At 64.2% G+C, this 26,631-nt stretch carries 22 protein-coding genes; 8 read left to right on the forward strand and 14 right to left on the reverse strand.

From position 1 onward, the window contains the following. Positions 1-27: 27 nt before the first annotated feature. The 3 genes from KUF59_RS19850 to KUF59_RS19860 form a co-directional block, all read right to left on the reverse strand. Positions 28-1,710, reverse strand: coding sequence for a sigma-54-dependent Fis family transcriptional regulator (locus KUF59_RS19850; protein ID WP_258769875.1), 1,683 nt, complete (start codon positions 1,708-1,710; stop codon positions 28-30). A gap of 443 nt (positions 1,711-2,153) precedes the next feature. Continuing rightward, positions 2,154-3,347: a methyl acetate hydrolase AcmB gene (acmB, locus tag KUF59_RS19855; RefSeq protein WP_258769876.1), complete on the reverse strand. Its 1,194-nt coding sequence runs from the start codon at positions 3,345-3,347 to the stop codon at positions 2,154-2,156. Positions 3,348-3,425: 78 nt separating this feature from the next. Further along, positions 3,426-5,057: a flavin-containing monooxygenase gene (locus KUF59_RS19860; protein ID WP_212462582.1), complete on the reverse strand. Its 1,632-nt coding sequence runs from the start codon at positions 5,055-5,057 to the stop codon at positions 3,426-3,428. 260 nt (positions 5,058-5,317) lie between these two features. On the opposite strand from KUF59_RS19860, the gene KUF59_RS19865 reads away from it, so the two are divergent. Then, the gene (locus KUF59_RS19865) at positions 5,318-5,719 is read left to right on the forward strand and encodes a RidA family protein (protein WP_212462583.1); all 402 of its coding nucleotides are present in this window, start codon (positions 5,318-5,320) and stop codon (positions 5,717-5,719) included. Positions 5,720-5,908: 189 nt separating this feature from the next. On the opposite strand, the gene KUF59_RS19870 is transcribed toward KUF59_RS19865, so the two are convergent. Both KUF59_RS19870 and KUF59_RS19875 read right to left on the reverse strand, forming a co-directional pair. Next, positions 5,909-7,225, reverse strand: coding sequence for a DNA polymerase IV (locus KUF59_RS19870; protein ID WP_312015540.1), 1,317 nt, complete (start codon positions 7,223-7,225; stop codon positions 5,909-5,911). After that, complete coding sequence (locus KUF59_RS19875) at positions 7,222-7,521, reverse strand: DUF3572 domain-containing protein (RefSeq protein ID WP_212462628.1); 300 nt, start codon at positions 7,519-7,521, stop codon at positions 7,222-7,224. Before KUF59_RS19875 ends, KUF59_RS19870 begins: the two co-directional genes overlap by 4 nt. Before the next feature lie 230 nt (positions 7,522-7,751). Between KUF59_RS19875 and KUF59_RS19880 the strand changes: the two genes are divergently transcribed. Beyond that, complete coding sequence (locus KUF59_RS19880; RefSeq protein ID WP_027553080.1) at positions 7,752-8,117, forward strand: response regulator; 366 nt, start codon at positions 7,752-7,754, stop codon at positions 8,115-8,117. A gap of 13 nt (positions 8,118-8,130) precedes the next feature. After that, the gene (locus KUF59_RS19885) at positions 8,131-9,504 is read left to right on the forward strand and encodes a PleD family two-component system response regulator (protein WP_258769878.1); all 1,374 of its coding nucleotides are present in this window, start codon (positions 8,131-8,133) and stop codon (positions 9,502-9,504) included. Between the two features lie 201 nt (positions 9,505-9,705). Here KUF59_RS19885 and KUF59_RS19890 read toward each other — a convergent pair whose 3' ends face one another. Next, positions 9,706-12,075 (reverse strand): xanthine dehydrogenase family protein molybdopterin-binding subunit, encoded by a 2,370-nt coding sequence (locus KUF59_RS19890; protein ID WP_212462585.1) that lies wholly within the window; start codon positions 12,073-12,075, stop codon positions 9,706-9,708. A gap of 195 nt (positions 12,076-12,270) precedes the next feature. Here KUF59_RS19890 and KUF59_RS19895 point away from each other — a divergent pair, with 195 nt between their 5' ends. After that, positions 12,271-13,350 (forward strand): Ppx/GppA phosphatase family protein, encoded by a 1,080-nt coding sequence (locus KUF59_RS19895; RefSeq protein ID WP_212462586.1) that lies wholly within the window; start codon positions 12,271-12,273, stop codon positions 13,348-13,350. Positions 13,351-13,354: 4 nt separating this feature from the next. After that, positions 13,355-14,044, forward strand: coding sequence for an RlmE family RNA methyltransferase (locus KUF59_RS19900; protein WP_212462587.1), 690 nt, complete (start codon positions 13,355-13,357; stop codon positions 14,042-14,044). A 132-nt stretch (positions 14,045-14,176) separates the two neighbouring features. On the opposite strand, the gene KUF59_RS19905 is transcribed toward KUF59_RS19900, so the two are convergent. After that, the gene (locus KUF59_RS19905) at positions 14,177-14,920 is read right to left on the reverse strand and encodes a C13 family peptidase (protein ID WP_212462588.1); all 744 of its coding nucleotides are present in this window, start codon (positions 14,918-14,920) and stop codon (positions 14,177-14,179) included. 307 nt (positions 14,921-15,227) lie between these two features. On the opposite strand from KUF59_RS19905, the gene KUF59_RS19910 reads away from it, so the two are divergent. Next, positions 15,228-15,491 carry a hypothetical protein gene (locus tag KUF59_RS19910; protein WP_212462589.1) on the forward strand — a complete coding sequence of 88 codons (264 nt, stop codon included), beginning with the start codon at positions 15,228-15,230 and terminating at the stop codon, positions 15,489-15,491. A gap of 76 nt (positions 15,492-15,567) precedes the next feature. Then, positions 15,568-16,260, forward strand: a complete 693-nt coding sequence (locus tag KUF59_RS19915) for a hypothetical protein (protein ID WP_258769879.1) — start codon at positions 15,568-15,570, stop codon at positions 16,258-16,260. A gap of 113 nt (positions 16,261-16,373) precedes the next feature. Here KUF59_RS19915 and KUF59_RS19920 read toward each other — a convergent pair whose 3' ends face one another. The 5 genes from KUF59_RS19920 to KUF59_RS19940 form a co-directional block, all read right to left on the reverse strand. Further along, a complete protein-coding gene (locus tag KUF59_RS19920; protein ID WP_258769880.1) occupies positions 16,374-17,291 on the reverse strand; it encodes an MBL fold metallo-hydrolase in 918 nt (305 codons plus the stop codon). A 194-nt stretch (positions 17,292-17,485) separates the two neighbouring features. After that, a complete protein-coding gene (locus tag KUF59_RS19925) occupies positions 17,486-18,691 on the reverse strand; it encodes an NAD(P)/FAD-dependent oxidoreductase (protein WP_212462592.1) in 1,206 nt (401 codons plus the stop codon). A 123-nt stretch (positions 18,692-18,814) separates the two neighbouring features. Then, positions 18,815-19,093 carry a hypothetical protein gene (locus KUF59_RS19930; RefSeq protein WP_249141071.1) on the reverse strand — a complete coding sequence of 93 codons (279 nt, stop codon included), beginning with the start codon at positions 19,091-19,093 and terminating at the stop codon, positions 18,815-18,817. 95 nt (positions 19,094-19,188) lie between these two features. Beyond that, on the reverse strand, positions 19,189-20,145 hold the full coding sequence (locus tag KUF59_RS19935) for a helix-turn-helix domain-containing protein (protein ID WP_249141074.1): 957 nt from the start codon (positions 20,143-20,145) through the stop codon (positions 19,189-19,191). Positions 20,146-20,276: 131 nt separating this feature from the next. After that, complete coding sequence (locus KUF59_RS19940) at positions 20,277-21,122, reverse strand: catalase (protein WP_212462593.1); 846 nt, start codon at positions 21,120-21,122, stop codon at positions 20,277-20,279. 319 nt (positions 21,123-21,441) lie between these two features. Between KUF59_RS19940 and KUF59_RS19945 the strand changes: the two genes are divergently transcribed. Further along, positions 21,442-22,371 (forward strand): helix-turn-helix domain-containing protein, encoded by a 930-nt coding sequence (locus KUF59_RS19945; protein ID WP_212462594.1) that lies wholly within the window; start codon positions 21,442-21,444, stop codon positions 22,369-22,371. Between the two features lie 463 nt (positions 22,372-22,834). Here KUF59_RS19945 and KUF59_RS19950 read toward each other — a convergent pair whose 3' ends face one another. Together KUF59_RS19950 and KUF59_RS19955 are read right to left on the reverse strand one after the other, a co-directional pair. Then, positions 22,835-24,622, reverse strand: a complete 1,788-nt coding sequence (locus tag KUF59_RS19950; RefSeq protein WP_212462595.1) for a peptidoglycan-binding protein — start codon at positions 24,620-24,622, stop codon at positions 22,835-22,837. Between the two features lie 365 nt (positions 24,623-24,987). Then, on the reverse strand, positions 24,988-26,478 hold the full coding sequence (locus KUF59_RS19955; RefSeq protein ID WP_408918119.1) for an MFS transporter: 1,491 nt from the start codon (positions 26,476-26,478) through the stop codon (positions 24,988-24,990). Positions 26,479-26,631 lie beyond the last annotated feature (153 nt).

Below are 26,631 nucleotides of genomic sequence, written 5' to 3' on the forward strand. Positions count from 1 at the left end.
GCGCTTCTCAAGTTTTTTGAACGCGCCTCAGTCGGCACGGATCTGATAGTGACGCAGCTTGGCGTAAACGGTGCTCTTGGCGAGACCGAGCGCGGAGGCAGTGGCTGCCACATTGCCGTTGCATGACCGCAGCGTGCGCGCGATGAGATCGCGTTCCGTCACCTCCGTGAGCGACAGGCCCAGATCCGTCCTGGCGTGGACTTCTGTCCGGAAGGAGAGATCGGCCAAGTCCGAGGGTTCAATCACCTCGCCGGCGCTGGTCAGCAGCAGGCTCTCCACCCGGTTGCGCAGCTCGCGCACATTGCCCGGCCAGTCATGGCCTTGCAGAAGTGCCAGGGCCTCGGGCGAGAAGCGGCAATCGCCGAGGCCATAGCGCGTCCTCGCCTGGGCAACGAAATGATCGACCAGCATCGGAATGTCGTCCGGCCGCTCCCGTAGCGGGGGAATGGCAATCGGGACCACCGCCAGCCGGTAGTACAGGTCCTTGCGGAAGCGCTGCGCGTTGACCTCAGCGTCGAGGTCGCGGTTCGTCGCGGCGATCAGGCGGAAGTCCACCTTGCGGACCGTCGCTTCGCCGACGCGGCTGATCTCGCCGCTCTCCAGCGCCCGCAGCAACATCGGCTGCAGGTCGAGCGGCAGTTCGCCGATCTCGTCGAGGAAAAGACTGCCGCCGGATGCGGTTTCGATCTTTCCGGCCATGCCGCCGCGACGCGCGCCGGTGAAGGCGCCGTCCACATAACCGAACAGTTCGCTGGCCAGCAAATCGCGCGAGATGCTGCCGCAGTTGACGACGATGAACGGCTGGTCGCGGCGCGGCGAGGCCGTGTGGAGCCCCTGGGCGAAGATTTCCTTGCCGACGCCGGTCTCGCCAAGCAGTAAGACGGGCGCGGACGTCCACGCGACGCGGCGGCATTTCTCGACCACCGCATGCATCTTCGGGCTGCGGTGGATGATGTTTCCGAACGTGCGGGCTGAGTTTTGCGCTGATGGCGAGACGGTCCGGGCCGCGGCCTTCGGCGCCACCATGATGGTGCCCAGATGCTCGCCATCATGGTCTACCGGCCGCAGCCATTCCTCCTTGATCCAGGCCGGACGCGAGGCGTCCCATGGCCGATCGTCGGCGCTTCTGAGCTGCGGAAAGTTCGGCTCGCACTTCGGCGCGCCGAGATCGCGCATGATCTGCGTGATCTCTCCGTTGGCCTTGAAGGGACGCCCGGCGCTGTCGAACAACACGGCGTGATGCCGGTCCGACGGGGGCAGCAGCCAGAAGCACTGATCGAGAAGCCGATAGCGCGCCTCCATCTCCATCTGAAGCAACTGGGCCTCGATGCGTGCGGCCGCCGAAATCGCCAGCGCCAGGGCCTGTCGGCCGTAGGAATCGGACAGCCCGGACAGATCGATCGATCCGATCACCGCGCCGTCGATGGGGTCGCGGATCACGCTGGCCGAGCAGGTCCAGCGCTGAATGCCGGAGCAAAAATGTTCTGTCGCATGCACCTGAAGCGGCTGGCCGGTTTCCAGTGCCGTGCCGATCGCGTTGGTGCCGCAGACCGTCTCGCTCCAGTTGCTGCCGGGGAGGAGGTGCGTCTTCTCCACCGCATTGCGCAGGGCGATCTTGGTGTCGCCTTCGAGCCGCAGCACGATGCCGTCGGCATCGGTCAGCACCATCACGGTGCCGGTCTCCGACATATAGTCGCGCGCCAGTGCCATGGTGGAGGCGCCGGCCTGGACCAGCCGGTTGCGCTTGTCGAGCAGGCGCTGGAGCCGCTCATCACGCATCGGCATCGGAGCCTGGCCGCGCCTGTGGTCGACGGCCGACTCCTGGCTCCGCCGCCAGGAATCGCTGATCGCGGGACGCACGACCTGTCGCGCAGCGAGGATCCCGGACTGGAAGTACTCCCAGTTTGTCAGGACGTCGCGGACGATGTCAGGATTTGCAAAAGCTTCCTCTGGCGTCTGCCCCAACACGTTCCCTCCTTCGACGCGCTGAGTGGTCCTGATCTGTGGACCCCGAGCTTCATCTCCCGATTGTGAAACCATCCATGGAAACGTGCAACGGACAATCGCGACCTTGGTGCTACCCCGGTCCGCCTCCGGCCGCACTGCAAAATGCGGCGATTGAAGGCGGACCGAAGATCGCAACAAGGCGAAATCTAGGCGGCCTTGCGTTGGCTCAGGCTGTCGTAGAAGGCGGTTTCGAAACGCATGTAGCCGGTGAACGACGCCACATCCGCAAAGGGCAGGATCTGGGTTGCCCAATAGCCGCCAAAGCCGTTCTGCCGGTCGATCCAGTAGAACAGGTTCGCCAATCCCGCCCAGCCGAGCGCACCGGCTGGCCGGCCGGTCGGAGCCTTCTCGTCGTTGACCATGAAGGTGAACGCCCAGGATTTTGACAGGCCCGGGAAAAACTCCGCATCGTTCGAGAGCGATTTAATGACGCCCGGCAAGGCCGTCACCTTGAGATCGCCAAGCTGGTTCTTCTCGGCCATCTTCACGGTCTCAGGCTTCAAGACCCGGCCATGGGGACCTGCGCCGTCGTTGAGCCACATGCGGATGAAGCGCATGTAGTCGCCGACCGTGCTGTAGAGGCCGTGGCCGCCCATATGGACCTCAGGACTCGCGGGCAATTCGAAGTCCATCGGGGTCAGCGAGCCGTCGGCGTTGCGCGCATGCACGCCGGCAAGCTTGCTGCGCACCGCATCGTTGATCGCGAATGTGGTGTCGCTCATGCCGAGCGGCTTGAAGATGCGCTCGGCAAAGACCTCGCCGAGCCGCTTGCCGGTGATGCCCTCGACAACCTGGCCCACCCAATCGATGTTCGTTCCGTACTCCCATTTCGAGCCGGGATCGAACAGCAGCGGCGTCATGAGTGCGGCCTTCGACGAGGTGATCACGCTCGGCTGTCCGTGCTCGGTCGCCAGGCGCAGATAGTTCTCGTTGAAGAAGTCGTAGCCGAATCCGCCGGTGTGCAGCAGCAGCATGCGCGTGGTCACGTCACGCTTCGGCGCGCGAAGTTTTGGCTGGCCCTTGGCGTCGAAGCCGTCGATCACCTGGAGCTTGCCGATGTCAGGCGCGTACTTCCTCGCGGGCGCATCGATGTCGAGCTTGCCTTCCTCGATCAGTTGCAGCGCCGCCGTGCCGGTGATCGCCTTGGTCGTCGAGAAGATCGCAAAACTGCTGTCGGTCGTCATCGGCGCCGACTGGTCGGTGCGCCGCTTGCCGACGGCGCCCTCGTAGATGTTGCCGTTGCGATCTGTCACCATCGCCACCACGCCTGGGACGCCCTGGCCCGTCGTGACCGTCTCATGGAGAATGGCGTCAGCCGCCGCCTTGAATTCCTTGGTCATGTGTTGCTCCGAATTTGTCATGATGATGCGGGATGGAGGGCCGCGCTCACCCAAAAGGTTGCGCAGCCCCGTGTGCGTTCACTGCTTGGCAAAGCCGGGATAGGCCGAGGAGGCGACCTCATCGCACTTCTGGCGATAGGTCCCGACGCCGCCGATATAGGAGAGCAGACGGCGCGGCTTGCCCTCGACGTTCGAGCCCATGTACCAGGAGTGCGTCTTGGTCACGAGGGTCGTGTTCGCGACCTCGTCATGATGCGCGACCCAGGCATCCTGCGTCGCCTTGGTCGGCTCGATGACGTTCAACTGGTTCTTCTTGAGATAGGCGATGCAATCGCTGATCCACTCGACCTGCTGCTGCAGGCACGTCGTCATGTTGCAGAGCGCCGTCGACGGCGCCAGCGGAGCGCCGGTCGTGAACAGGTTCGGGTAGCCGTGGACCTGAAGACCCATAGTGGTCCGGATGTCGCGGCTCCACTCGTCCTTCAGCGAGCGGCCGTCGCGGCCACGGATGTCGATGCGCGTCAATGCACCTGAGCCGGCGTCGAAGCCGGTGGCCAGGATGACCACATCAAGCGCATGCGACGTTCCATCGGTGAGTTCGATCCCCTGGGGCGTAATCCGCTTGATCGGGTTGTTCTTGACGCTGACCAGCTCGACATTCGGCTGGAGGAAAGCCTCCAGATAGTTGGTCTCGAGCGGAACCCGATGCGTGCCGAAGCCGTAATCGGTCGGGATCAGCGCCTCGCAGAGTTTTGGGTCCTTCAGGCGCGCGCGCATCTTCTTGCGGACGAACTCGGAGATCTCCTCGCTGACATCCTCTTCGAAGAACATCTCGACAAAGGAGGCGAGCCACAGCCGCAGCGAGCCTTCATCCCAGATCTTCTCCAGAACGGCGTGACGCTGGTCCGGTGTGAGATCCTTCCAGGCGCCATTGGTGAAGTCGTATTCGAAGCCGGTGAACGAGTGGGGCAGAACTTTCCGGAATTCCTCGAACCGCGCCTTGTAGCCCTCGACCTCCTTCGGCCCGTATTTCGGGTTCTTCATCGGAATGATGTATTGCGGCGTGCGCACGAACACTTTCAGGCTGCCGACTTCGCCGGCGATGGTCTGGATCACCTGGATGCCGGTGGCACCATTGCCGACCACGGCGACGCGTTTGCCGGCGAGATCGAGCTTCTCCTTCGGATAGCGGCCGGTGTGGACCAGCGTACCCTTGAAGGTCTCCTGTCCGGGAAAGACCGACGTCAGCGGCGCCGACAGCATGCCGCAGCAGGTGATGAGGAACTGCGCGTCGATCGTGTCGCCCTTGTCGGTGGTGATCGTCCAGCGCTGGGTTGCCTCGTTGAAGACGGCGCTTGTCACCGTCGTGCTGAAGCGGATGTCCTTGCGCAGGTCGAGCGTGTCGGCGACGTAGTTGAGCCACTTTTCGATTTCCGGCTGACCGGGGAAGCGCTCGCTCCAGCTCCAGCCCTTGTAGAGCTTCTCCGAGAACAGATACTGGTAGATATAGGCCTCGGAGTCGAAGCGCGCTCCCGGATAGCGGTTCCAGTACCAGGTGCCACCGACGCCGGTGGCCGTATCGACGGCCTTGACCTTGAGGCCCTGCTCGTCGCGCAGCTTGTAGAGCTGATAGAGGCCGGCAACTCCCGTACCTATCACCACTGCGTCCAGGCGTTCCGGCTGACGCGCGCCGTTGGTCGTCCCACTCATGCTTCCCTCCTAATTTGGATCTTTGTCCTCTCCCGCTGCGAGGCGAGATGCGATCGGGAAACGCAGGTTGTGTGCCAGCTCCGTCGCGAGGCTCTAAGCGCTTGCGTTGATTGGGTTTGTTGTTTGACGGCCGGGATGCCCAGGGTTCGAAATTCGAACTGGCGGGGAGTGCTGAGATCGAATTTCGGTCGAGCACTGGCCCGCCGCACCGCTCCCGGTTACGATCACCTGCAATCAACAAACGTCAGGGAGGCGGCACCATGCCCAAGATCGAACATCTCCGTCCGAGCGAGCTGCACCACAATCCCGCATACTCCCATGTCGTCGTCGCCTCAGCCGGGCGCACCATCTACATCGCGGGACAGGTGTCGACCGACGAGGAGGGCAGGGTCGTCGGCGAAGGCGATCTCGCCGCGCAGACCACGCAGGTCATGCACAATATCGGCGCCGCGCTCGCCGCTGCGGGTGCGACCTACGCCAACATCGTCAAGATCACGACCTTCGTCGTCGGATACAAGCCCGAACTACGTCCCATCATCGGCAAGGCCCGCGGCGTCTTCTTCGAAGGCATGACCCCGCCGGCCAGCACGCTCGTCGGCGTCACGGCGCTTGCCGCGCCGGAATGGCTGATCGAGATCGAGGCTGTGGCGGTGGTGGATTGACGGGGACGCTGCATACCCCAATGTCGTCCTGGCGAAAGCCAGGACCCATTACCCCAGGGAGTAGTTGTGGCGCAGCGCGCTGACTACGAGTCTTCGCGACAATGACCGCTGGTGGTTATGGGTCCGGGCTTTCGCCAGGACGACAGCGAGGTTGTGGTCGCCTGCTTCGGCTCACACCAACCGCCGCCCTCACTCCTCCGCCGTCTTCTCCGGCCCGTCATAGGCGATGCCGCGGATCACGGCGGCCTTGCCGAACTTCTTGCGCAGGCTGTCCACCGCGCGCTCGGCGTGCGCGGCGCGGCGGTCGAGCATGTCGGTGTCGTCGTCGGACGAGCCCGCGCGCAGCGCGCTGACGCCGGCGCCCATCAGGCGGAAGGCGGTACCGTCGATCTCCTTGGCCAGCATCTCCCGGCAGATCGAAAAGATCTTTGCCGCAAGTTGCGTCGGCGCCGCGATCGATTGCGAGCGGGTGCGCTGGCGGAAGTCGGCGGTCTTCAGCTTCAGCGTGACGGTCGAGCCGGCGAGCTCGCTGGTCTTCAGGCGCGAAGAGGTCTTCTCGCACAGGCGCCACAAAATCTTTTCCAGCGTCGCGAAATCGCGGATGTCGCTCTCGAACGTGGTTTCGCTGGAGATCGTCTTGGCGCCGCGATCCGCCACCACACTGCGGTCGTCGATGCCGCGCGCGAGCCGCCAGAGCCTGCGGCCGTCGGTCGGGAACTGCCGCATCAGTTCGATCTCGTCGGCCTTTTGCAGATCGGCGATGGTGCGGAAGCCGCGCTGAACCAATCGCTCCTGCGTGGCGGGACCGACGCCGAAGATGAAGCCGACGGGCTTGTCGGCCAGCATCGTGCGCGCTTCCTCCTGGTCGAGCGTGGCAAAGCCGCGCGGCTTGTCGAGGTCGGAGGCGATTTTTGCCAGAAACTTGTTGCAGGACAGCCCGACCGACACCGAGATGCCGATATCGCGCTCGACGTCGCGGGCAAAGCGCGCCAGCACTTTTGCCGGGATCATGCCGTGGACGCGCTCGGTGCCGGAGAGATCGAGAAAGGCTTCGTCGATCGACAGCGGCTCGACCAGCGGCGTCAGCGCCTGCATGGCATGGCGCACCTCGCGGCCGACCCGAACATATTTTGCCATGTCGGGCGGGATCACGGTCGCGTGCGGGCACGCTTCGAGCGCCCTGTACATCGGCATCGCCGAGCGCACGCCAAAGGTGCGCGCGATGTAGCAGGCAGCCGACACCACGCCGCGTTTTCCGCCGCCGATGATGACGGGCTTGTCCGCGATATCTGGATTGTCGCGCTTCTCGACGGTCGCGTAGAACGCGTCGCAGTCGATATGGGCGATGGTGAGGGCGGCGAGCGTGCGGTGGCGGACGAGGCGAGGGGAACCGCAGCGGATGCAGCGCCGCGCCGCAATATCGAGATCGGACAGACAGTCCCGGCAGAAGCAGCCAGGACCGATTTGAAGTCCGGTCTGAGGTCCCGACTGGTCGGGATTGGTCACGGCACGTCGCGCTCCCAATGCGGGTCGCCGAGCACCTGCCGGGCGGCGGCGATGTTGGTCGGATGCAGTTGCGAGACGTTCGCAAAAGCCTTCACCGTGGCATCGTCGCGCAGCACGAAATCGAGCACGCTGATCAGGAAATTCGGGTCGCCGGCGGCGCTGCGCAAGGTCTCCGGGCCGATGCCTGTCTCAGCCAGGAACAGGCCCAGCCTTTCAGGGTCGCCCGCAACGAAAGACAGCGCCTGAATCGCAACAATTTCAGCGACTTCGCGGGGGTTTTGAACAGGCTTTTTCAAGGGGGCGGTTTGCCTTTCCATTAACTTTCAGTGTCTACTTTGGAATCATCATGCCCGAGTCTCGCAAGGCCAGACAAGCAACCGGCAACCAATCGCAGAAAGTTGGGCCTCGGGTTTAACGAAACTAGAGCGAATCTGGAGCTAGTTTGAATCCAGTTTTCGAAGCGCCGTCGAGAGGCGCCTGAGGCGCCACATGTCGAACAGATCTCCTGGAAGTGGGGAGTTGCGGGATGGCTAAGACCGTCCTGATCGTGGAAGACAACGAGCTCAACATGAAGCTCTTCCGCGACCTGTTGGAGGCGCATGGCTATCAGACCTCGGGCACCAGCAATGGCTACGAGGCGCTCGATCTCGTTCGCAAGATGCGTCCCGACCTCGTCTTGATGGATATCCAATTGCCGCAGGTCTCGGGTCTGGAGGTGACGCGCTGGATCAAGGACGATCCGGAACTGCGCACCATTCCCGTCGTCGCAGTCACGGCCTTCGCGATGAAGGGCGACGAAGAACGCATCCGCGAGGGCGGCTGCGAAGCCTATTTGTCCAAGCCGATCTCGGTCGGCAAGTTCATTGAGACGGTCCGGCGTTTTATCGGGTAGGGAGTCAATTTCAGTGTCCGCGCGTATCCTCGTCGTCGATGACGTCCCTGCCAACGTCAAGCTCTTGGAAGCCCGTCTCTCGGCCGAATATTTCGATGTGATGACGGCGTCGAACGGCGCCGAAGCGCTGGCAATGTCTCGCAGCGCCGAATGTGATATCATCCTGCTCGACGTCATGATGCCCGACATGGACGGCTTTGAGGTCTGCCGCCGCTTGAAGTCCGATCCGGCGACGCATCACATTCCGGTCGTGATGGTGACCGCGCTCGACAGCCCCGCCGACCGCGTGCGCGGTCTGGAAGCGGGCGCCGACGATTTCCTCACAAAACCCTTGTCCGATGTCGTGCTGATCGCGCGCGTGCGTTCGCTGACGCGGCTGAAGATGATGACCGATGAGCTGCGCATGCGCGCCATCACCTCGCTCGAGATCGGGGTGCAGGCGCCGGAGCGCAACGCGATCACCGACACCGGCAAGGGCGGCCGCATCCTGCTGGTCGACGACCGGCAGTCGTCCTATGAGCGGCTCGCGACTCTGCTCGCCGCCGAGCACACGGTCGATGTCGAGCCCAACCCGACGGAGGCGCTGTTCCACGCCGCCGAGGGCAATTACGACCTCCTGATCGTCTCGCTCGACCTCAACAATTTCGACGGGCTTCGGCTGTGCAGCCAGGCGCGCTCGCTGGAGCGCACCCGTCACGTGCCGATCCTTGCGATTGCCGAAGCCGAGAGCGGCACGCGGCTGCTGCGCGGGCTCGAGATCGGCGTCAACGATTATCTCTTGCGCCCGGTCGACAAGAACGAGCTTTCGGCGCGCGCCCGCACGCAAATTCGCCGCCGCCGCTATACCGATCATTTGCGCGACAACGTGCAGAACTCGATCGAGGCTGCGATCACCGACGCGCTGACCGGCCTGCATAACCGCCGCTACATGGAGAGCCATCTGGCGACGCTCGCTGAACAAGCGTCCACGCGCGGCAAGCCGCTAGCGCTGATGATCCTGGACATCGACTATTTCAAGTCGATCAACGATAATTACGGTCACGATGCCGGCGACGACGTGCTGCGCGAATTCGCGGTGCGCGTGCGAAAATCGATCCGTGGCATCGATCTCGCCTGCCGCTACGGCGGCGAGGAATTCGTCATCGTGATGCCGGAGACCGATCTGCACGTCGCCGGCATGGTCGCCGAGCGCCTGCGCCGCTCGATAGCGGGCGAGCCCTTTGCCGTCCACAAGGGCACCAAGCGGATCGAAGTCACGATCTCGATCGGATTGACGACGCTGGAGCAGAAGGGCGAGGCCGTCGCCGACGTCCTCAAGCGCGCCGACACCGCGCTCTACCGCGCCAAGCACGACGGCCGCAATCGCGTGGTGTCGCAGGCGGCCTAGGCGCGCCTGCATCGAGCGTGCGGCGCCGCGTTCCACAAACTCCGCTGTCATGCCCCGCGAAAGCGGGGCATCCAGTACGCCGCGGCTTCTCGGCTCTACTCTCGCTGTCTCTGGAATACTGGATCACCCGCTTTCGCGGGTGATGACAGTTGTGTGCGTGGAAGCAGCGACAGACTCTCGCTCAGCAAAAGGCGCCCCGCCTTACGCCGTCCCCTTCGCCTCCTGGATCGCGCGCCAGACCCGCTCCGAGGTCAGCGGCATGTCGAGATGCTTGATGCCGTAATCCGACAGCGCGTCGAGCACGGCATTCACCACGGTCGACATGCTGCCGGCGCAGCCGGCTTCGCCGCAGCCCTTGGTGCCCAGCGGATTGCTCTTGGCCGGCACCGGATGGTCGCCGACCGTCATCGCGGGGATGTCCTCGGCGCGCGGCAGCGCGTAGTCCAGCAGCGAGCCGGTGACCGGCTGGCCACTTTCGTCATATTGAATGTGCTCCATCAGCGCCTGGCCGATGCCCTGCGCGACGCCGCCGTGAAGCTGGCCCGCGACCAGCATCGGGTTGATGACGGTGCCAAAGTCGTTGACGCCGGTGTAGCGCACGATCTGCACCACGCCCGTATCAGGATCGACCTCGACCTCGGCGACGTGGCAGCCGTTGGGGAAGGCCGACGGCACTGGCTCGCTGGTGTGGTCGACGTCGAGTCTATCGGGCACGCCTTCCGGCACCTTGCCGTCATGCAGGCGTTTTGCGAGCTCCATGATGTCGATGCTGCGGTCGGTGCCGGCAATGGTGAACGCGCCGTCGGCGAATTCGATGTCAGCCTCGGAGGCCTCCAGCATGTGCGCAGCGGCGCGCTTGCCCTTCTCGATCACGAGTTTCGAGGCCTGCACGATCGCCATGCCGCTCGCGGTGATCGAGCGCGAGCCGCCGGTGCCGTTGCCGGTGTGCACGATGTCGCTGTCGCCCTGCACCAGCTTGACGCTCTCGAAGGGGACGCCGAGCTGCGCACATAGCACCTGCGCGAAGGCCGAGGCGTGGCCCTGGCCGTAGTCGAGCGTGCCGGTGACGAGCTGCACCGAACCGTCAGGATCGAACACGATCTTGCCGAGTTCGACGCCGGGAGGTGCGGTGACTTCGAGATAGGAGCCGACCGCGACGCCGCGCAGCTTGCCGGCCTTCTTGCTCTCCTTCTTGCGCTTGGCAAAGCTTTCATAGTCGGAAATCTCCAGCGCCTTGTTGAACACGGCCTGGAAGTCGCCGCTGTCATAGGTGACGCCGGAGGAGGCGGGGAACGGCATCTGGTTCGGCTTGATGAAGTTGCGCTTGCGCAGCGTCAGGCGGTTGATGCCCATCTCGTCGGCGGCGCGATCGATCAGACGCTCCATGTAGTAGTTCGCCTCGGGCCGGCCGGCGCCGCGATAGGCGCCCATCAGCGTGGTGTTGGTGAGGACCACCTTGATGTCGATGCTCATCAGCGGCGTGCGATAGACGCTGGAAAAGTTCTTGCCGGTGTTGAGCGAGAGGGGCCCGGGCGCGACGCCGGTGATGTAGGCGCCGACATTGCCGTAACCGGAGAGTTTGGTCGCCAGGAAATGCCCCTCGGCGTCGAGCGCAAGCTCGGCATGGATTTTTTGCGCGCGGCCGTGGCTGTCGGAGAGGAAGCTGGTCGAGCGCTCGTCGAGCCACTTCACTGGGCGCCCGAGCTCCTTCGCGGCGAACAGGATGCACATATATTCGGGATAGTTGATGTTCTTCATGCCGAAGGAGCCGCCGACATTGCCGGTCAGCAGGTGCACCTTCTCGTTCGGCACTTTCAGGTTCTTGGCGAGGTTGGCGCGGTTGCCGGCGACGCCCTGCGTCGGCACCTGGATGGTGTAGCGCTCGGTCTTCTTGTCATAGGAGGCAAGCCCGACCCGCGGCTCCATCGACACCACGGCAACGCGCGTGTTTTCGATGTCGAGCTTGGTCACATGGGCGGCGCCGGCGAAGGCCGCGTTCACCTTCTCCATGTCGCCATAGTGATAGTCGAGCGCGACGTTGTTGGGGATGTGGTCGTAGAGCAGCGGCGCGCCGGGCTGCGCCGCCTGTTCCGGATCGGTCACCGCCGTCAGCGGCTCGACGTCGATACCGACGGCTTCAGCCGCGTCGCGCGCCTGCGCCAGCGTTTCCGCCACAACGAAGGCGACGGGGTCGCCGACGAAGCGGACCTTGTCGGTGGCGAGCGCCATGCGGTTGGTCTGGAGCAGTGGCGTGCCGTCGCGGCTCTTGAGCGGCAGGCCGCAGGTGAAGGGGCCATGGCCGGCGGCGCTGAGGTCCGTTCCGGTCCACACGCCGAGCACACCCGGCATCGCCTTGGCGGCCGCGGTGTCGATTCCGCGGATCACGCCATGGGCATGGGTCGAGCGCACGACATAGGCATAGGCCTGGCCGGGCAGGTTGAAATCGTCGGTGTAGCGGCCCTTGCCGCGCACCAGGGTATCGTCCTCCTTGCGCCGGACCGGCTGGCCGACACCATATTTTTGCAGTGCAATAGCGTTTTCGAGCGAGGACGATTTGGTGTGTTCTTGCATGGAAATGACCTGAAAAGCCGGCGATTGCGCGATTTGGGGGGCGGCCGCGGACCGGGCCCCGTTCAGATAACCCACCGTTCCCTGCACGACAACGCATGAAAGGGCATGGTTGCGCTGACTTGCCGCGCTGGTAATGTTTCCTTCGAAAAAGCAATTCCGGATCGGCCCTTTCGGCGCCGTGGAAAGACAGTTTGTATGAATGACCACACGCCGCTCCGCGACGGCGCTCCGCCGCGCGGGGAGCCGCAGGGGTCGATGGTGTCGGCAGCGCTGGCTGCCGAACCGGCGGCGCCCGTGAATGGGGCGGGAACCGGCATCTATGCGGCGCTGGATCTCGGCACCAACAATTGCAGGCTCCTGATCGCCTGTCCGACCCATGACGGCTTTCGCGTCGTCGATTCCTTCTCGCGCATCATTCGGCTCGGCGAGGGCATTTCGGCGACCGGCTGCATCAGCGACGCCGCGATCGAGCGCGCGATCGCAGCGCTCAGCATTTGCCGCGACAAGATCAACCTGCGGAAGGCCCGGCGGCTGCGGCTGATCGCCACCGAAGCCTGTCGCGCGGCCTCGAACGCCGAAGGGTTCCGCAGCCGCGTCGCAGCCGAGACCGGCATCGAGCTCGAGGTGATCGACCGCGAGACCGAGGCGGCGCTTGCCGTGCTCGGCTGCTCGCCACTGGTCGACCCCAGGGGACGCGGCGCGATCCTGTTCGACATCGGCGGCGGCTCGACCGAGCTCGTGCGCATCGAGCGCGATCCGGCCGAGGACAATCCCCAGCCGCGCATAAAAGCCTGGATGTCGATCCCGCTGGGCGTGGTGACGCTCGCCGAGCAGTTTGGCGGCCGCGACGTGACGCCGGCGATCTACGCGCTGATGGAGCAGGAGGTCGCGAACCATGTCGCGCCGTTTGCCGAGGAGCATGGGCGCGATCTCACTGAGATGCATCTGCTCGGTACGTCAGGCACGGTGACGACGCTCGCCGGCATCCATCTCAACCTCGCGCGCTACGACCGCCGCCGCATCGACAGCATCTGGATGGACGATTCCGACATCACGGCGACCATCAACCGGCTGCTCGGCATGAGCTACGAGCAACGCGCCGGCAACAATTGCATCAGCGTCGAGCGCGCCGATCTCGTGCTGGCGGGCTGCGCGATCCTCGATGCGATCCGCCGCGCCTTTCCGCTGCCGCGCCTGCGCGTCGCCGACCGGGGCTTACGCGAAGGCATGCTGGTCGAGATGATGCGCGAGGACGGCGCGCTCAGGAGCTGGTGAGACCATGGCCAAGGACACCACCGGCCGGCTGCACGTCCAGGTCAAGACCGGCGGCAAGCGAAAGCTGTCGTCAAAGCTCTGGCTCGAGCGCCAGCTCAACGATCCCTATGTCGCCAAGGCCAAGGCGGCGGGCTATCGCTCGCGCGCCGCGTTCAAGCTGCTCGAGATCGACGACAAGTATAAGCTCCTGAAGCCGGGCATGGCCGTGGTCGACCTCGGCGCCGCGCCCGGCGGCTGGAGCCAGATCGCGGCCAAGCGCGTCGGCTCCGTCGACGGCAAGGGCAAGGTTGTCGCCATCGACCTCCTGGAGATGCCGGAGATTCCCGGCGTCGATTTCGCCCAGCTCGACTTCATGGCCGATGACGCGCCGGACAAGTTGACCACGATGCTGGGCGGCGGCGCCGACATCGTGATGTCCGACATGGCCGCGAACACGACAGGTCATCGCAAGACCGACCAGCTCCGCATCGTCGGCCTGGTCGAAACCGCCGCCGCCTTTGCCTGCGACGTGCTCAAGCCCGGCGGCGCGTTCCTCGCCAAGACGTTCCAGAGCGGCGCCGACGCCGAGCTCCTCGCCCAGCTCAAGCGCGACTTTGCCACCGTGCGTCACGTGAAGCCGGCCGCCAGCCGGCAGGATTCATCCGAGCGCTACGTGCTGGCGACGGGGTTTCGGGGCGAGGCAACGAAGGCGTAGCCTCACACTCTGCAGCCGCCCCGGACAAGTGTAGCTGCTGACAATGCGTAGCGTTGTCCGGTAGCGCGCACTGATCCGGACCGCGCGAGCACTTGCGCTCGTCGCGCTAACCACAGGCAGCAGTTTGCCAATTCAAGGACGTTCAACGAGCAATGGCAGCACGTTTTCACCGCCTGCCATCTGAGGATTTGACGGCTCGAAATGCTCTCGCCGTTCTCGCCTCCGAACGAGCAGGCTCGCGTCGAGAAACGCACTCCTCACACTTGTCGCTTGCCTTAGCGCAACGTTGAAAAAAGCGTCGCCGAAGTAGGTCCACTTGGCCTTGTCCTGACAGCCGAACGAAGAATGATGGGCATCGGCCGCGGTGATGACCAGCACATCGGGATTCGCGAGGCGTGGGATGAAAACGCCAGAAAAACAGGCAGAGATGACCACCACCTTGTGTCGCACGCCCGTTTTCGCGAGCATGTCAGCGAGACGGGACGGCGTAAGCGTTTGCGTGAGCCGCCCCGCCTTGATTGCAAGGCCATCGGGAGAGCCATGCGAGGTTAGAATCAAAAAGAGAACATCTTTCTCGGGATTCAGGCGGCTGGCCACAATCTGCAACGAGCTAGCCAGGCCCTCGATCGTCGCATGTCCGCCCTTCTTTGAATTGTACTGTAGGTCGATCGAGGCAGTCTCAAAACGGGCCGCTACGACCTGAGCGGCGCCAGTCGCCTCGGCTCTAAACACGCCTTGATCGCCGAAAAGGCCAAAGGACACCACGCCGACCTTTCGGGCATCCTCAATAGCGCGTACCGGCGAAACCAGCCCGACGATCAAAATCAATGCGACGAACGGCGCGCCGAGCCGGCTGATCCAGGACCCAGAGGTCATGCATACCTCGCTGCGAGATGGCCGCCACAGAGCTGCGGCCTAACACAAGACAGGCGAACTACAGCGAATTTGCATGGCTCGCAATGTTATCTCTCCGACCGCGTTCATGCTTCGCCGCTCCCCATTGTGCGAACCGCCACGCCGGCCGGACTCGTCCGAGCGTTGCCGGCGACAGGATTTCGGGGGCGGGCGAAGGAGGAGCCGCATACTTCGCCGTCGTCCCGGCCAGCCCGGCATTTGAACCGATCCCCGATCCGGTCACACCAAGATCAGGCAACCAATCGCCTGCGTGCCCCCGGACGCCCGAATGCATTTCTTCATCTATGAGGTCGGCTATCGCATCGTCGCGCTCGCGGCGTGCATCTACTGCGGCCGCAGGGTGTGGTACGGCGCGGTCGAGCGAAAAATCACGATGTACAACACGGATTGGTGGGACTGGTGGACGCCGGACTTCGTGTTTCAGCGCGACGCCATGCCGATCCGCTACTGGATGACGATGGTGATGGCGGCGGGCGGCGCGGTCCTGTGCTTCCTTGCTACGATCCTCGGATACTACCAGCCTGGCACCTGAGCTTCGGCTAATCCCACGATGAACTTGATCGGGCGACGCGCGACTTATCGTGTAACTCCATCAAGGGAACAGGACGATGAAGAGTAGGGCATTTTGGATCGGCCTGCTCATGGCCTGCGGCATCAGCGTCTGCAACGCAGCGACCGCCGCACCGCCGGCGGCTCCGCCCGCGGGTTACGCGATCGCAGAGAAGCACACCAAGACATCGCCCGACGGCGCGACGACGATCGAGCAATATCTCAACCAGGAGACCGACGAGTGGAAGTGGCTGTTCTGGGCGCGCCGGCAGGGCACGTTCGCGCTGCTTGATCCGGAGCCCGCCGGCTACGCGGCGGCCTTCGTCTTCACCAATGACCAGAACTGGATCGTTCGCCTGCAAAAGACTGGCTCGGGCGAGCAGTCGCTCTACCTGTACCGCTTCACGCCGCAGGGCTATGTGAGCGCGACCAGGAAGCCGCTCGGTGACCTCGCCTGGGCCTATATGAAGAGCAGGCCCGACTGGCGGAAGGTCGTGAAGGCGCCGGAGTATCACGAGGCGGCGTATCTGTGGGAGGGGTTTGAAGACAACTATCGCGGGCTCGGCGTCGATTGGCCGGCGAACCGCTATCTTCTGATTGGCCTGTCGGGGGATGCCGACGTCAGGGGTCGCAAACGCTCGCAGACCGGCGTGGTGAACGGCTGGCGCTGCCGATATGACCTTGAGACCGGCAAGTTCGACCTGCCGCCGCTCTTTTCACGTGACAACGCGAAAGCCGTCGTGCCCAGGTGAGCAGGTCGGCTCCTGATCGTCGCACAATCCGCAATCGCCGGCGCCAAAACCAGGGCGTGAACTCATCAACGCGATGAGCACGCGCCCCAGCTCGGCTCTAATCCAACACGCGGTCAGTAGTCCCAGAAGGCGGGCACAAAACGGAAGGCGTCGCCGTCGATCGCCACCCGTCCGATGGACGGGAACGGCACGTGAGTGGCGACCAGCATCTCGCCGGTCTCAGCGAGTTCTCGCAAAAGACGGACACGGACGCGCGCTGCCTCCTCGGGGTCGTGTTCGAAGCCGTTGAACCAGTCGGGGTGCTCGAACCCGACCGCGAACACGGCGTCCCCGGCGAACATCAGCCTGTCGCTGCCGGACGCCAGACGAACCACGCTATGCCCGGGTGTATGACCGCCGGTGCGAAGGATGACCACCCCGGGCGCCACCTCGTGCTCCTGCTCGAACGGCCGCAGATGGTTGAGATACTCCTTGGTGAACCGCTTCGCGGCCGCACGAAGCGCGTCCGGAAATCCCGGCGGCATGGAGACGCGGGAGAAATCGGGAGCCTCCCAGAACTTGACCTCGGCAGCCGCCACATGGATCCGCAGGTCCGGGCGCAGATGGTCCTTCACCCCGTCGACGAGCAACGCGCCGATATGGTCCATGTGCATGTGGGTCAGCACCAGGTCGGTCACGGACCCAAGATCGATGCCGGCAGCCTCCAGTCGCTTGATCAATTGCCCGGCCCGCGGCAAGTTCAAGTTCGGGTCGGACCCTAGCCCGGCATCGATGAGGATGGTCTGGCCGCCGCTACGCACCACGACCACGTTCAGCGCCCAATCGAACGCGTCCTGCGGCAGGAACATGTCGTTCAGCCAGGCCGCTCGGTCGGCCGGTGCGGCGTTGTGCGCCAGCATGGTCGTTGGCAGCGGAAGCACGCCGTCGCTGACGACCAGCACGTCGATGTCGCCGACCTTCAGCGCGTAGCGCGACGGCACGAGCTCTTCGGGCGCGGCTCTGACAGCGTTCGGGGTGTTGTGTAGGTTCATGGGTGTCTCCTGCTTTCAGTGTGGGCGTCTGGCCGCCTTGGTTGAGAAGGCCGCGCGGCCAGAGGGGAACGCGGCCGTCATCGCTTCGCGCGTCTAAAGCGCGATGGTTTCAGGTTGAATCGTCATCGCGCTTTAGCTCTTTGTTTGAGCATGATCTTTTCGGAAAACCGCTGCGCAGTTTTCCGGATCATGCTCTAGAGATCGGTGACACGCTCCGGATCGGCCGACGCCAGCGCAGCGGCACGCTCGGCCTTTGGCGGATAGATCCAGACGGTGTTGATCTCCTGCTTGGTCTTCTTGGCGACGTCGCCGACCATCTCCACCTTGCGTTCCCAGCCGCGCGTGAACAGCGCGCCGGCTTCGCCGAGATCGAGACAGGTGACGTAGGCCTTCTGGTGGTAGGGCCTGGTCGGAACGCCGAGCAGCTCCGCTGCGGCGTTGTTGCCGGCAAAGGCGCCCATCCGCGTGGCGTGCTGGCAGGACATCAGTGCGTAGTTGCCGTCGTCATCGCAGGCGGCGCGCGCAGCATCGCCGGTGGCGAAGACGCCCTCGATGCCCGGCACGCGCAAACAGCGGTCGACCAGCAGCCGGCCGAAATTGTCGCGCTCGGCGCTGATCTGCGCGGTGAGGGGAGCGGCACGAATGCCGGCTGCCCAGACCACCGTCTCGGTTTCGATGTGCTCGCCGCTGGACAGCGTAACGCCTGATGCATCGAGCGAGGCGACGCCGACACCGATGCGCGTCTCCACGCCGAGCTTGCGCAGCGCGTCCTCGATGACGGGGCGGGGACCTGCGCCCATGTCGGGCGCAATCCCATTGTTGCGCTCGACGATGATGACGCGGGTCTTGGCATCCTTGCCGAGAATCTCGCGCAGCCGCGCCGGCATTTCGGTGGCCGCCTCGATGCCGGTGAAGCCGCCGCCGGCCACGACGACCGTGTCGCGCCCGTTCACGGCAGGTCGCTTGGCGAGGCCATGCAGGTGCTTGTCGAGGGCAACCGCATCGTCGAGCGAGTCGACGCTGAAACCGTGCTCGGCAAGACCGGGAATGTTCGGACGAAACAGCCGGCTGCCGGTGGCCACGACCAGACGGTCGTAGGAGAGCGACTTGCGCGTAGCTTTTCCGGTCGCGATCTGGACCATCTGGGATTTGGTGTCGACCGTCTCGGCGCTGCCTTGCACGTAGACGACGTCGATGGCCTTGAGCACATCCGAGAGCGGTGCGGTGAGGGTTTCGGGATTCGGTTCGTAGAGCCGCGGGCGAACCACCAGCGTTGGCTCAGTTGCGACCAGCGCGATCTCGAGCTCGTCGGGTGTGACACCCTGGATATCGCGCAGGCGGGCGGCGGAAAGGGCTGCATACATGCCGGCGAAGCCGGCGCCAATGATGACTAGTCGCATGTAAAGTTCTCCTTGGGTTGGGTCTTCTCGGGCACAAGCGCGCTGCCGCCGCCGCTCCCGGGTAGCGGCTGGCCGTGTTGCGGTCGGCAACGGCGCGAAGGGGTGAAGTGAAATCGCCGGTCCTTAAGGGGCGATACAGCCGGGCGGCGACGAACTTGGCGACCAGCCTTGGCGAAAGACGAACGGCTGCGCGGGCCTGCGGTCCCAGTCCTGATAGGGAAGGCGCGAGCTATCCCTGGTCATGATTGAGATCAGCGGGTGTTGCGGCGGGATTTCCACCTCTTCCCCCGTTGCTGAAGTGAAGCGCACGGCCAGCGAAAGTCCGTACACGACGGCGGTGGCGAGGGCCTTTCGTGATGACGCGAGTGCCAGCCGGCTGACGAAGTTTTTCCCGATCATCATTTGTCTCCGTCGATTGGTTTCGACATGGTGATGGTCTAACTGATCAGGTTTGCCGCTGCCCCAGAGCGATTGCGATCGCTATAGAGCGATTGCTGCTAACGCATGCGCCTGCGCCAATCGCTCGGGGTGTCACCGGTCAGCTTCCTGAAGGCCGCGGCGAAGGCGGTCTGGGAGGAGTAGCCAAGCGCCGCGGAAATCGAGACGACCGAGTCGTCGGTGTCGCGCAGCATCTTCATGGCCTGCTCGAGCCGGTGCTGGCGCAGCCAGGCATGCGGCGAGAGCCCGGTGCTCTCCTTGAAGGCGCGGCAGAAGTGAAAGCGCGACAGCCCGGCATCGGACGCCAGCGCGGCAAGGGAGACGTCGGTATCGTCGTCCGAGTGCAGACGCTGGATCGCGCGCCGCAGCGTGATTGGCGCAAGACCGCCCAGCGTCGGCTGAAAAATGGCAGGCGAGCCGGCATGTGCAGCCAGCAGGCGGGTGGCTAAGAGATCGTTGAGCTGGTGCCGGAACAGCGCATCCAGTGCCGCGCTGCCTTCAATCGCATCCGATGCGCTTATGAGGAGACGGGATGTGATGGGATCGGGATGCCCCGTTCGCTCCAGCAGCTCGCGCGGCGCCGACATGTCGGCTTCACCGGCTACGCGCTCGATCGTCCTGTGGGGAAGATAGAGCTGAACCACATTGACGGATCCGGGAATGTCCCAGCGCGCGCTCGAGCCGGCCGGAATGATCGTGACCACGCCGGTGCGCGCCGTTCCAATCGCGATCGACCTTCCGTTGCGCCGCTCCAGACGTTGCACGCCGGTGGGATACGTCATGATGACGTGGTCAGCCATGGGTTCCACGACGTCGTGCAGGGCGCCATGCTTCCAGTGGGCGATGGCGCCGCTGGTGGGATCCGAGGCCATGCTGACCGGTGCGGTCTTCAGCACGCGCGCCATCTCCAGATCGGCGGGACGCGGTTCGCCATTCGGCAGAGAATGCTGGGACGTCTCGGGAGCGTTGGACTGTTTCGGCTGCGAAACGTCGCGCGGGATTGGCTGGCAGCTCATGGTCAATGACCTCGCCGTTGAGATGCACTTCGATCGAGCGTGTTCGGCGCGCGTTCTAGGCGCTGTGCAGGTCCAGGGTCTTTCCCAAAGCCGCCATGCTTTGTCCGAACCTGCTACAAGCGGCGAACCGGTCAGCGACGTATTGTCTGCGAGATCGCGTAGGCGGCGCAGCGTGCTGCAAACATCTCGTCCGGCGGACGCCCGATCCCCTCGGCAAGATTGGCCGGATTGAAGCCGGCCTCGTCACGCGCATCCTTCGCTTCGACGCCGGTGACCACGATCGTTCCCAATCGCAAAGCGTCGCGCGCATCCTCGTCGGGCCATCGGATGGTGACATCCATCACGGGGTCACCGGGACGGTCGAGCAGCGCCATCAGGCTGAATCTGATATCGCGGGCCGCGATGCGGGAGTCGAGTTCATCGTGCAAGAGATCGGGTCGCTTCGGTGCGACCTCGTCCCCGGCCGGCCGGCCTTCTTCGCCGACCGGGATGACCTTGAACTTGATGAACCTCGTCTCGCCCTTTGAATTCGTCGTGGGAAAAGCGTGCACCCCCCAATAGGTCGTGCCGGCAAAGCTTGCGGGCAGCGGATGCGCGGCTATGTAGTCCGCCTGATGCAGCGTTTCAGGATTGCTGACGGAGAAGGCCTCGATCCTGTCCCAATCCAGCTTGCCGTCCGGTCCCGGACTGCGTGCGCGAAGGAAAGCCAGCATTTGATCGAGCGTCCTGGCAAAATGAACAGGGGCGCTTTGCGTGAAAACGTCCGAGCGCTGCCCGTTGCTGCCGAGCCGGAAGCTGAAGCCGCGCAACGAGAGGTTCGTGTTCGCCGCGATCGGATCGCCGCCGTCCAGGGCGAACCGCGCCAGCACGCGCGATGGCTTGGTGAAGCTGCGGGATCTCGTGATCTCCCGGGCCTGACCCGAGGGAGTATAGGTGCCCCGAACGCATCGGCCCCAGGCGAAGCTCGCACGGGTCATTGGCGGTAGATCAGCTGCCGCCTTCAGGGCGTCGATGATGGATGCGGGCGTGGCGGCACCGGCAGGAAACTTGGGCAGAACGGGAACCTTTGGCTCGTTGGGACGTCTTTTTCGCGCAGCGAGAGGCCGGGCGTCTTTCCCGAAGCGGCCATGCCTTGTCCGATTCTGCGACGAAATGCCGACGGCGCCATGAACCCTCGAATTGCTGCGTAAATCATCCTGCCGTCAGCCATGCTGGACGGCAGATCGCCGATTCACGATAATGATCCGGGTTTGCACTTGCATCCGCCGGTCCGCGTGACTGATGAACTGAGATCCTATGGCACAGAGCGGTTTTCACGGTGAGAAGTTCAGGGAACTTCTGCACCTTCGGGACACACCGTCATCGCTGATCACGCGGTCCATGCGCGGTGTCGACGTGGCCGTCACCGAAACGCGGGATGACAATCCCGTCCCGGGTCTTTGCGGCGAAATCATCCCCGAGGATGCGTATATCGTCAGCCTGAAACTCCGCGACTACCCTGACTGCGAATACTGGCAGGATGGCAAGTGCGTGGCCAAGCCCAGCATCGTGGCAGGCACGACATATATCTACGACATGAAGCGCGATCCGCGCTTCGTGATCGAAAAGCCGTTCCACTCCCTTCATTTCTATGTTCCGGCTCTGGCGCTGGACGGTATCGCGGAGCAGTCCGGCGTGCGGCGTGTCGGCCAACTCGACTATCAATACGGCAACGGCTTTCAGGACGAGGTTGTGCATCACATCGGCGCGTCGCTGATGCGGGCATTGCGACGGCCATCCGAAGCCAACCAGCCCTTCATCGATCACATGATGCTTGCGCTCACAGCGCACGTCGCTCAGGCCTATGGCGGATTGCGCGACGCGGAGGCGATGCGCGGCGGTCTTGCTCCCTGGCAGGTGAAGCGAGCCTGCGAAAAGCTCGAATCCGATCTCGCCGGCAAATTTTCGTTGCAGGACATCGCGTCTGAGCTCGGCCTCTCGGTCAGCCATTTTTCCCGGGCGTTTCGGACGTCCGTTGGATTGCCGCCGCACCAGTGGCTCCTCCACCAACGCGTGAGCGCGGCAAAGCAGTTGATGACCGTCCGCGACCTGTCACTTGCCGAGATCGCAATATCGGCCGGGTTTTCCAATCAAAGCCACTTTACGCGGGTATTTACGAGTCTGGTTGGCGTCAGCCCGGGTGTGTGGCGTCGCGAAGGACTCGGCGCTCCCGAAAGCGAGACGTGAGCCAAGACGACAGGAGCGGTAGACGCCTGCGGACGCCGAGGCTCGTGCAGCCTTCGTATAGGTCGAAGGCTGCCGCCGTATCTTCCGAATTGCCTGGCGCCTTTTGGCCGACGATAGTTGTCAGCCATGGCCACGTCGGAAACCCTTCTCTCTGTCGTCGCAATCAGGCTCGCCGCGCTGGTCGTTGCCGGGCTTGTCGCGAGGACCGCGGCGGCGGATCATCCAGGCTCAGAGCAAGCATGCGTCCGAGCGAGGATGGCCATCGACGTGCACGCGCCCCCGGCTGCGAAGCCGGAGCCGGATGCAGTCTTGCGGGACATGTTGGTGCATGACTGATCGCCCGACGGCGGTGATCGCTGCGCGCTGAGCCTGCACCTCATCGAGCCTGTTCGCGCTGCCCGACCGCTGGGGCTGTGCGGGCCGCAAAAAGAGCCCCGCCAGAGGCGGGGCTCAGGAGGCGCCTTTACCGGCTGGGTTGGTTCTGAGCCGGCTGACCCGACGCCGAAGGCGCCGGGGCGTTATTCTGGTCGGTTTGTCCAGACTGCGTGTTCTGCGTAGCGCTGGGTTGGTTGGTAGGCTGATTGTTGCTTTGGGCCGGGGCCTGTCCGGTGGTCTGGCCCGACGGCGGTTGTGTCGCTGCCTGGCCCTGCGTCGCCGGTTGGTTCTGCTGAGCCTGGCCGCTTGTAGACGGCGGGTTCTGCGGAGCCTGGCCCGTGGTCTGGTTCTGCTGCGCTGGCGCATTGGTCTGATTTTGCTGCGCAGGCGCAGTGGTCTGACCGGTGTTTTGCCCGGTCGTGTTCTGCTGCGTCGACTGGCCAGTCCCATCCTGACCGACGGTCGTCGATTGGCCCTGCGTAGCGCGGATCTGGTTGGACACGCCCAGTGCAGCGACCGTGCGGGTATCGATCGAGCCGGTGGTCTGGAAGCCTTCCTGTCTCTGGAAGGTAATCAGCGCTTCGCGCGTCGTGGGCCCGAGGACGCCGTCTGCTTCGCCAGACATCAGGCGACGTTCAATCAGAACCCGTTGAACAACGCGGATCTCGTCGGGGCTGAGATCCAGCGTGGCGACGCTGCCACCGCCAACGCTCGGGCCGCCGCGCCGGACAAAGTGTGTCCGCGGGCCGGCGGGAATGGCGTCGACGATCCTGCGCCTTCGGTCGAGGACCACGATCTCGTCATCCACGACGAAGAAGCTGTAGTCGCGATAGCCCGGATAGATGCCGATCAGCGCCGGGTATGCCGAGAAGGAGACCACGGAGATGTTCCGCGGCACCACCACGCCGGCATTGATCCCGAAGTTGATGGAATTGAAGTTGACTCGCGCGCGCTCCACATTGCGTGAGCTCAACACCGACTGCTGCAGCGTCGTCTGCTGCTGTGCGCTCACCTGCACGCGACCGGACATGCTCTGGGTGGTCGCATCCTGGGTTTGCGCCTGGGTGTTGGCCGGTCCCTGGGTGTTGGTGCCAGTCGTCGTACCCTGACCCTGCTGTGCATTCTGGCCTTGGGCGTTGTTGTTCGCGCCGGTTGTGGTGCTCTGACCCTGGGCGTTCTGGCCTTGTGCGTTGCCCTTGGTGTTCGCACCCGTCGTTGTCGTGCTCTGGCCCTGCGCGTTCAGGCCTTGGGAATTGTCCTTGGTGTTCGCGCCGGTCGACGTCGTGCTCTGACCCTTCGCGTTCTTGCCTTGGACATTGTCCTTGGTGTTGGCGCCTGTGGTCGTGGTCTTACCCTGATCTGCATCTTTCGACTGACGCGTAACGTCGCGGTCGCTGCGGCCCTGTCCGACGCTCTGGTCCTTTTGTCCGCTCTTGTCGCTATCGGACCTGGACTGACGCGCTTGGCCAGGTTCGCTGCGGCCCTGACCGACGGTTTGGTCCTTGCCACGCTTGTCGCTTTCAGACTGGGACTGGCGCGCGTTGTCGTGGTCGCCGCGGCCCTGACCGATGGTCTGACGCTCGCCCCTGTCGGCCTTGCCGCTGTCACGCATTCCTTCGCTGCGCTCGGTACGCGACGGCGCCGCGGAGGGACTCTCGGCCCGGCCGCCTGCGCGGCCCTGCGTCATTCCTTCGCTGCGGGAAGCGCCACCTGCGCCTTGCGACATTCCGCCGCCGGACCGACCCTGTTCCGCAGCGGCTCCGCCGCCGCTCGTTCCGCCGCCGGCACCTTCACGCATGCCTTGCGCCGACGCCAGGCTGACGCCGGCGAGCAGCACTGCTGTAGTCAGCAGGAACCTGCTCTTGCTTGTGTTCATCTGAACCTCCTCCGTTTGCTTTGCAGCATTTTTCAATTGGGTATTTTCGAACGACAGAGCTCGAGACGAACAAGCCCTCATCCGATTTTCCGATTAGCGTTGCGACGTCGTGCCAACATCAACGAAGGGCAAAAGTTGCAAACGCGCGCCCGCGAGGAACAGGAGTCACGAAGACAAACGAGCGTTCATCTCGGTGAACTCGCGGCTCCCGATGGATCGCCTCATGACTGATCGCGTTGGTTGGAGAGATCCATAGGCCCGCTGTTCCGCGGGCGTTCGTAGGGCGTCGCGGGGCGCGCCCGGCTACTTTGCATGGGGTTGTTTTGCGGGTTTTTGACCTGCCGAGGCCGGCACCTTGCTTTCCGCTACCCCAGCCTTTGATCCCGCACGTCCTGGGTATCCTCGGTCGCCGCCTTGACGGCGGCGCTCGCCGCGCTCTTCGCGGCGCCCTTGCGGCTTGCGACCTCGACCGCCTTGCGGCCGGAGATTTCGTGGCCGGCATCGGCAGGCATCTGCCAGAAGAACCAGGAGGACGCCGCCGACGTCAGCGCCACGACGAGAAAGGCCGGCGCGAACACGGTGGCATTGATCTCGCTGACATGGTTGAGCCACATCGTCGTTTCCACGCAGGCGGCGCCGACGGCGACGCCGGCCGAGACCGCGAGCTGCTGGTTGACGCTGACGAGCGTGGTGGCGCGGCTCATCTGCGCTGTCTCGACGTCGGCATAGGCCACCGTGTTGATCGCGGTGAATTCGAGCGAACGGAAGAAGCCGCCGACCACCAGGATGACCATGATGATGAGCAGCGGCGTCGTCACCGTGAACAGCGCACAGACGGCGAGGAAGAACGCGCTGATGATCGCGTTGACCGTCATCAGATTGCGGAAGCCGAAGGTGCGGATGATGCGCGCGGCCAGTGTCTTCATGCCCATGGCGCCGAGCGAGGAGGCGAAGGTGACCAGGCCCGAATGGAACGGCGACAGCCCGAAACCGATCTGCATCAGGAGTGGGAGCAGGAACGGCAGTGCGCCGATGCCGAGCCGGAACATGAAGCCGCCGAATATGGCTGCGCGGAGCGTCGGCAGTTTTAACAGCGAAAAGTCCAGCACCGGTGATCCCGTCTTCCGCGCGTGCAGGACGTACAGCGTCATCGAGATCGATCCGCCGACGACCAGGGCAGCGATCGTGCCCCAGGGCAGCAGGTTGAGCCCGGCCACGGAGAGACCGAACGCGATGCCGGCAAGCCCGATGCCTGCGAGCACCATGCCGTAGAGATCGAACGGCTCCTGCGTTTCGCTCTTGATGGGATCGATGAAGCGCATCGCCATGAAGATGCCGACGAGCCCGATCGGGATGTTGATCAGGAAGATCCAGTGCCAGGACGCGTAGGTCGTGATGAACCCGCCGAGCGGCGGGCCGATCACGGGACCTATGAGGGCAGGGACCGTCACCCAGGCCATGGCGTTGACCAGCTCGCTCTTGTCGATCGAGCGCAGCAGCACGAGGCGGCCGACCGGCGTCATCATCGCGCCGCCCATGCCCTGCAGGATGCGCGCGAACACGAAATGCGTCACCGATTGCGACAGCGCGCAGCCGATCGAGCCGACCATGAAGACGCCGACCGCGATTGCGAACACCATCCGCGCGCCGAACCGGTCGGCGGTCCAGCCGCTCGCGGGGATGAAGACGGCCAGCGACAGCAGATAGGAGGTGATCGCGAGCTTCAGCGTCAGCGGGCTCGTGCCGATGTCGGCGGCGATCGCCGGCAGCGAGGTGGCGATGACCGTCGAGTCCATGTTTTCCATGAACAGGGCGGTCGCCACGATCAGCGGGATGACGCGTTGCTTGTTGTCCAACATGACGGAAAAGTAATGGAAATCAGAAGCAAGGGGCATTTGCGGCTTATCATCGCCGCGCCGTCGAGACCATTGCGGAACTGCGCATAGCACCTAAATCCTGCGTCACAGCGGTGTGACCACCAACCGTGTCCGAGGTTGCACCGGCTGCCG

The sequence above is a fragment of the Bradyrhizobium arachidis genome (assembly GCF_024758505.1).
GTDB lineage: Bacteria > Pseudomonadota > Alphaproteobacteria > Rhizobiales > Xanthobacteraceae > Bradyrhizobium > Bradyrhizobium manausense_C.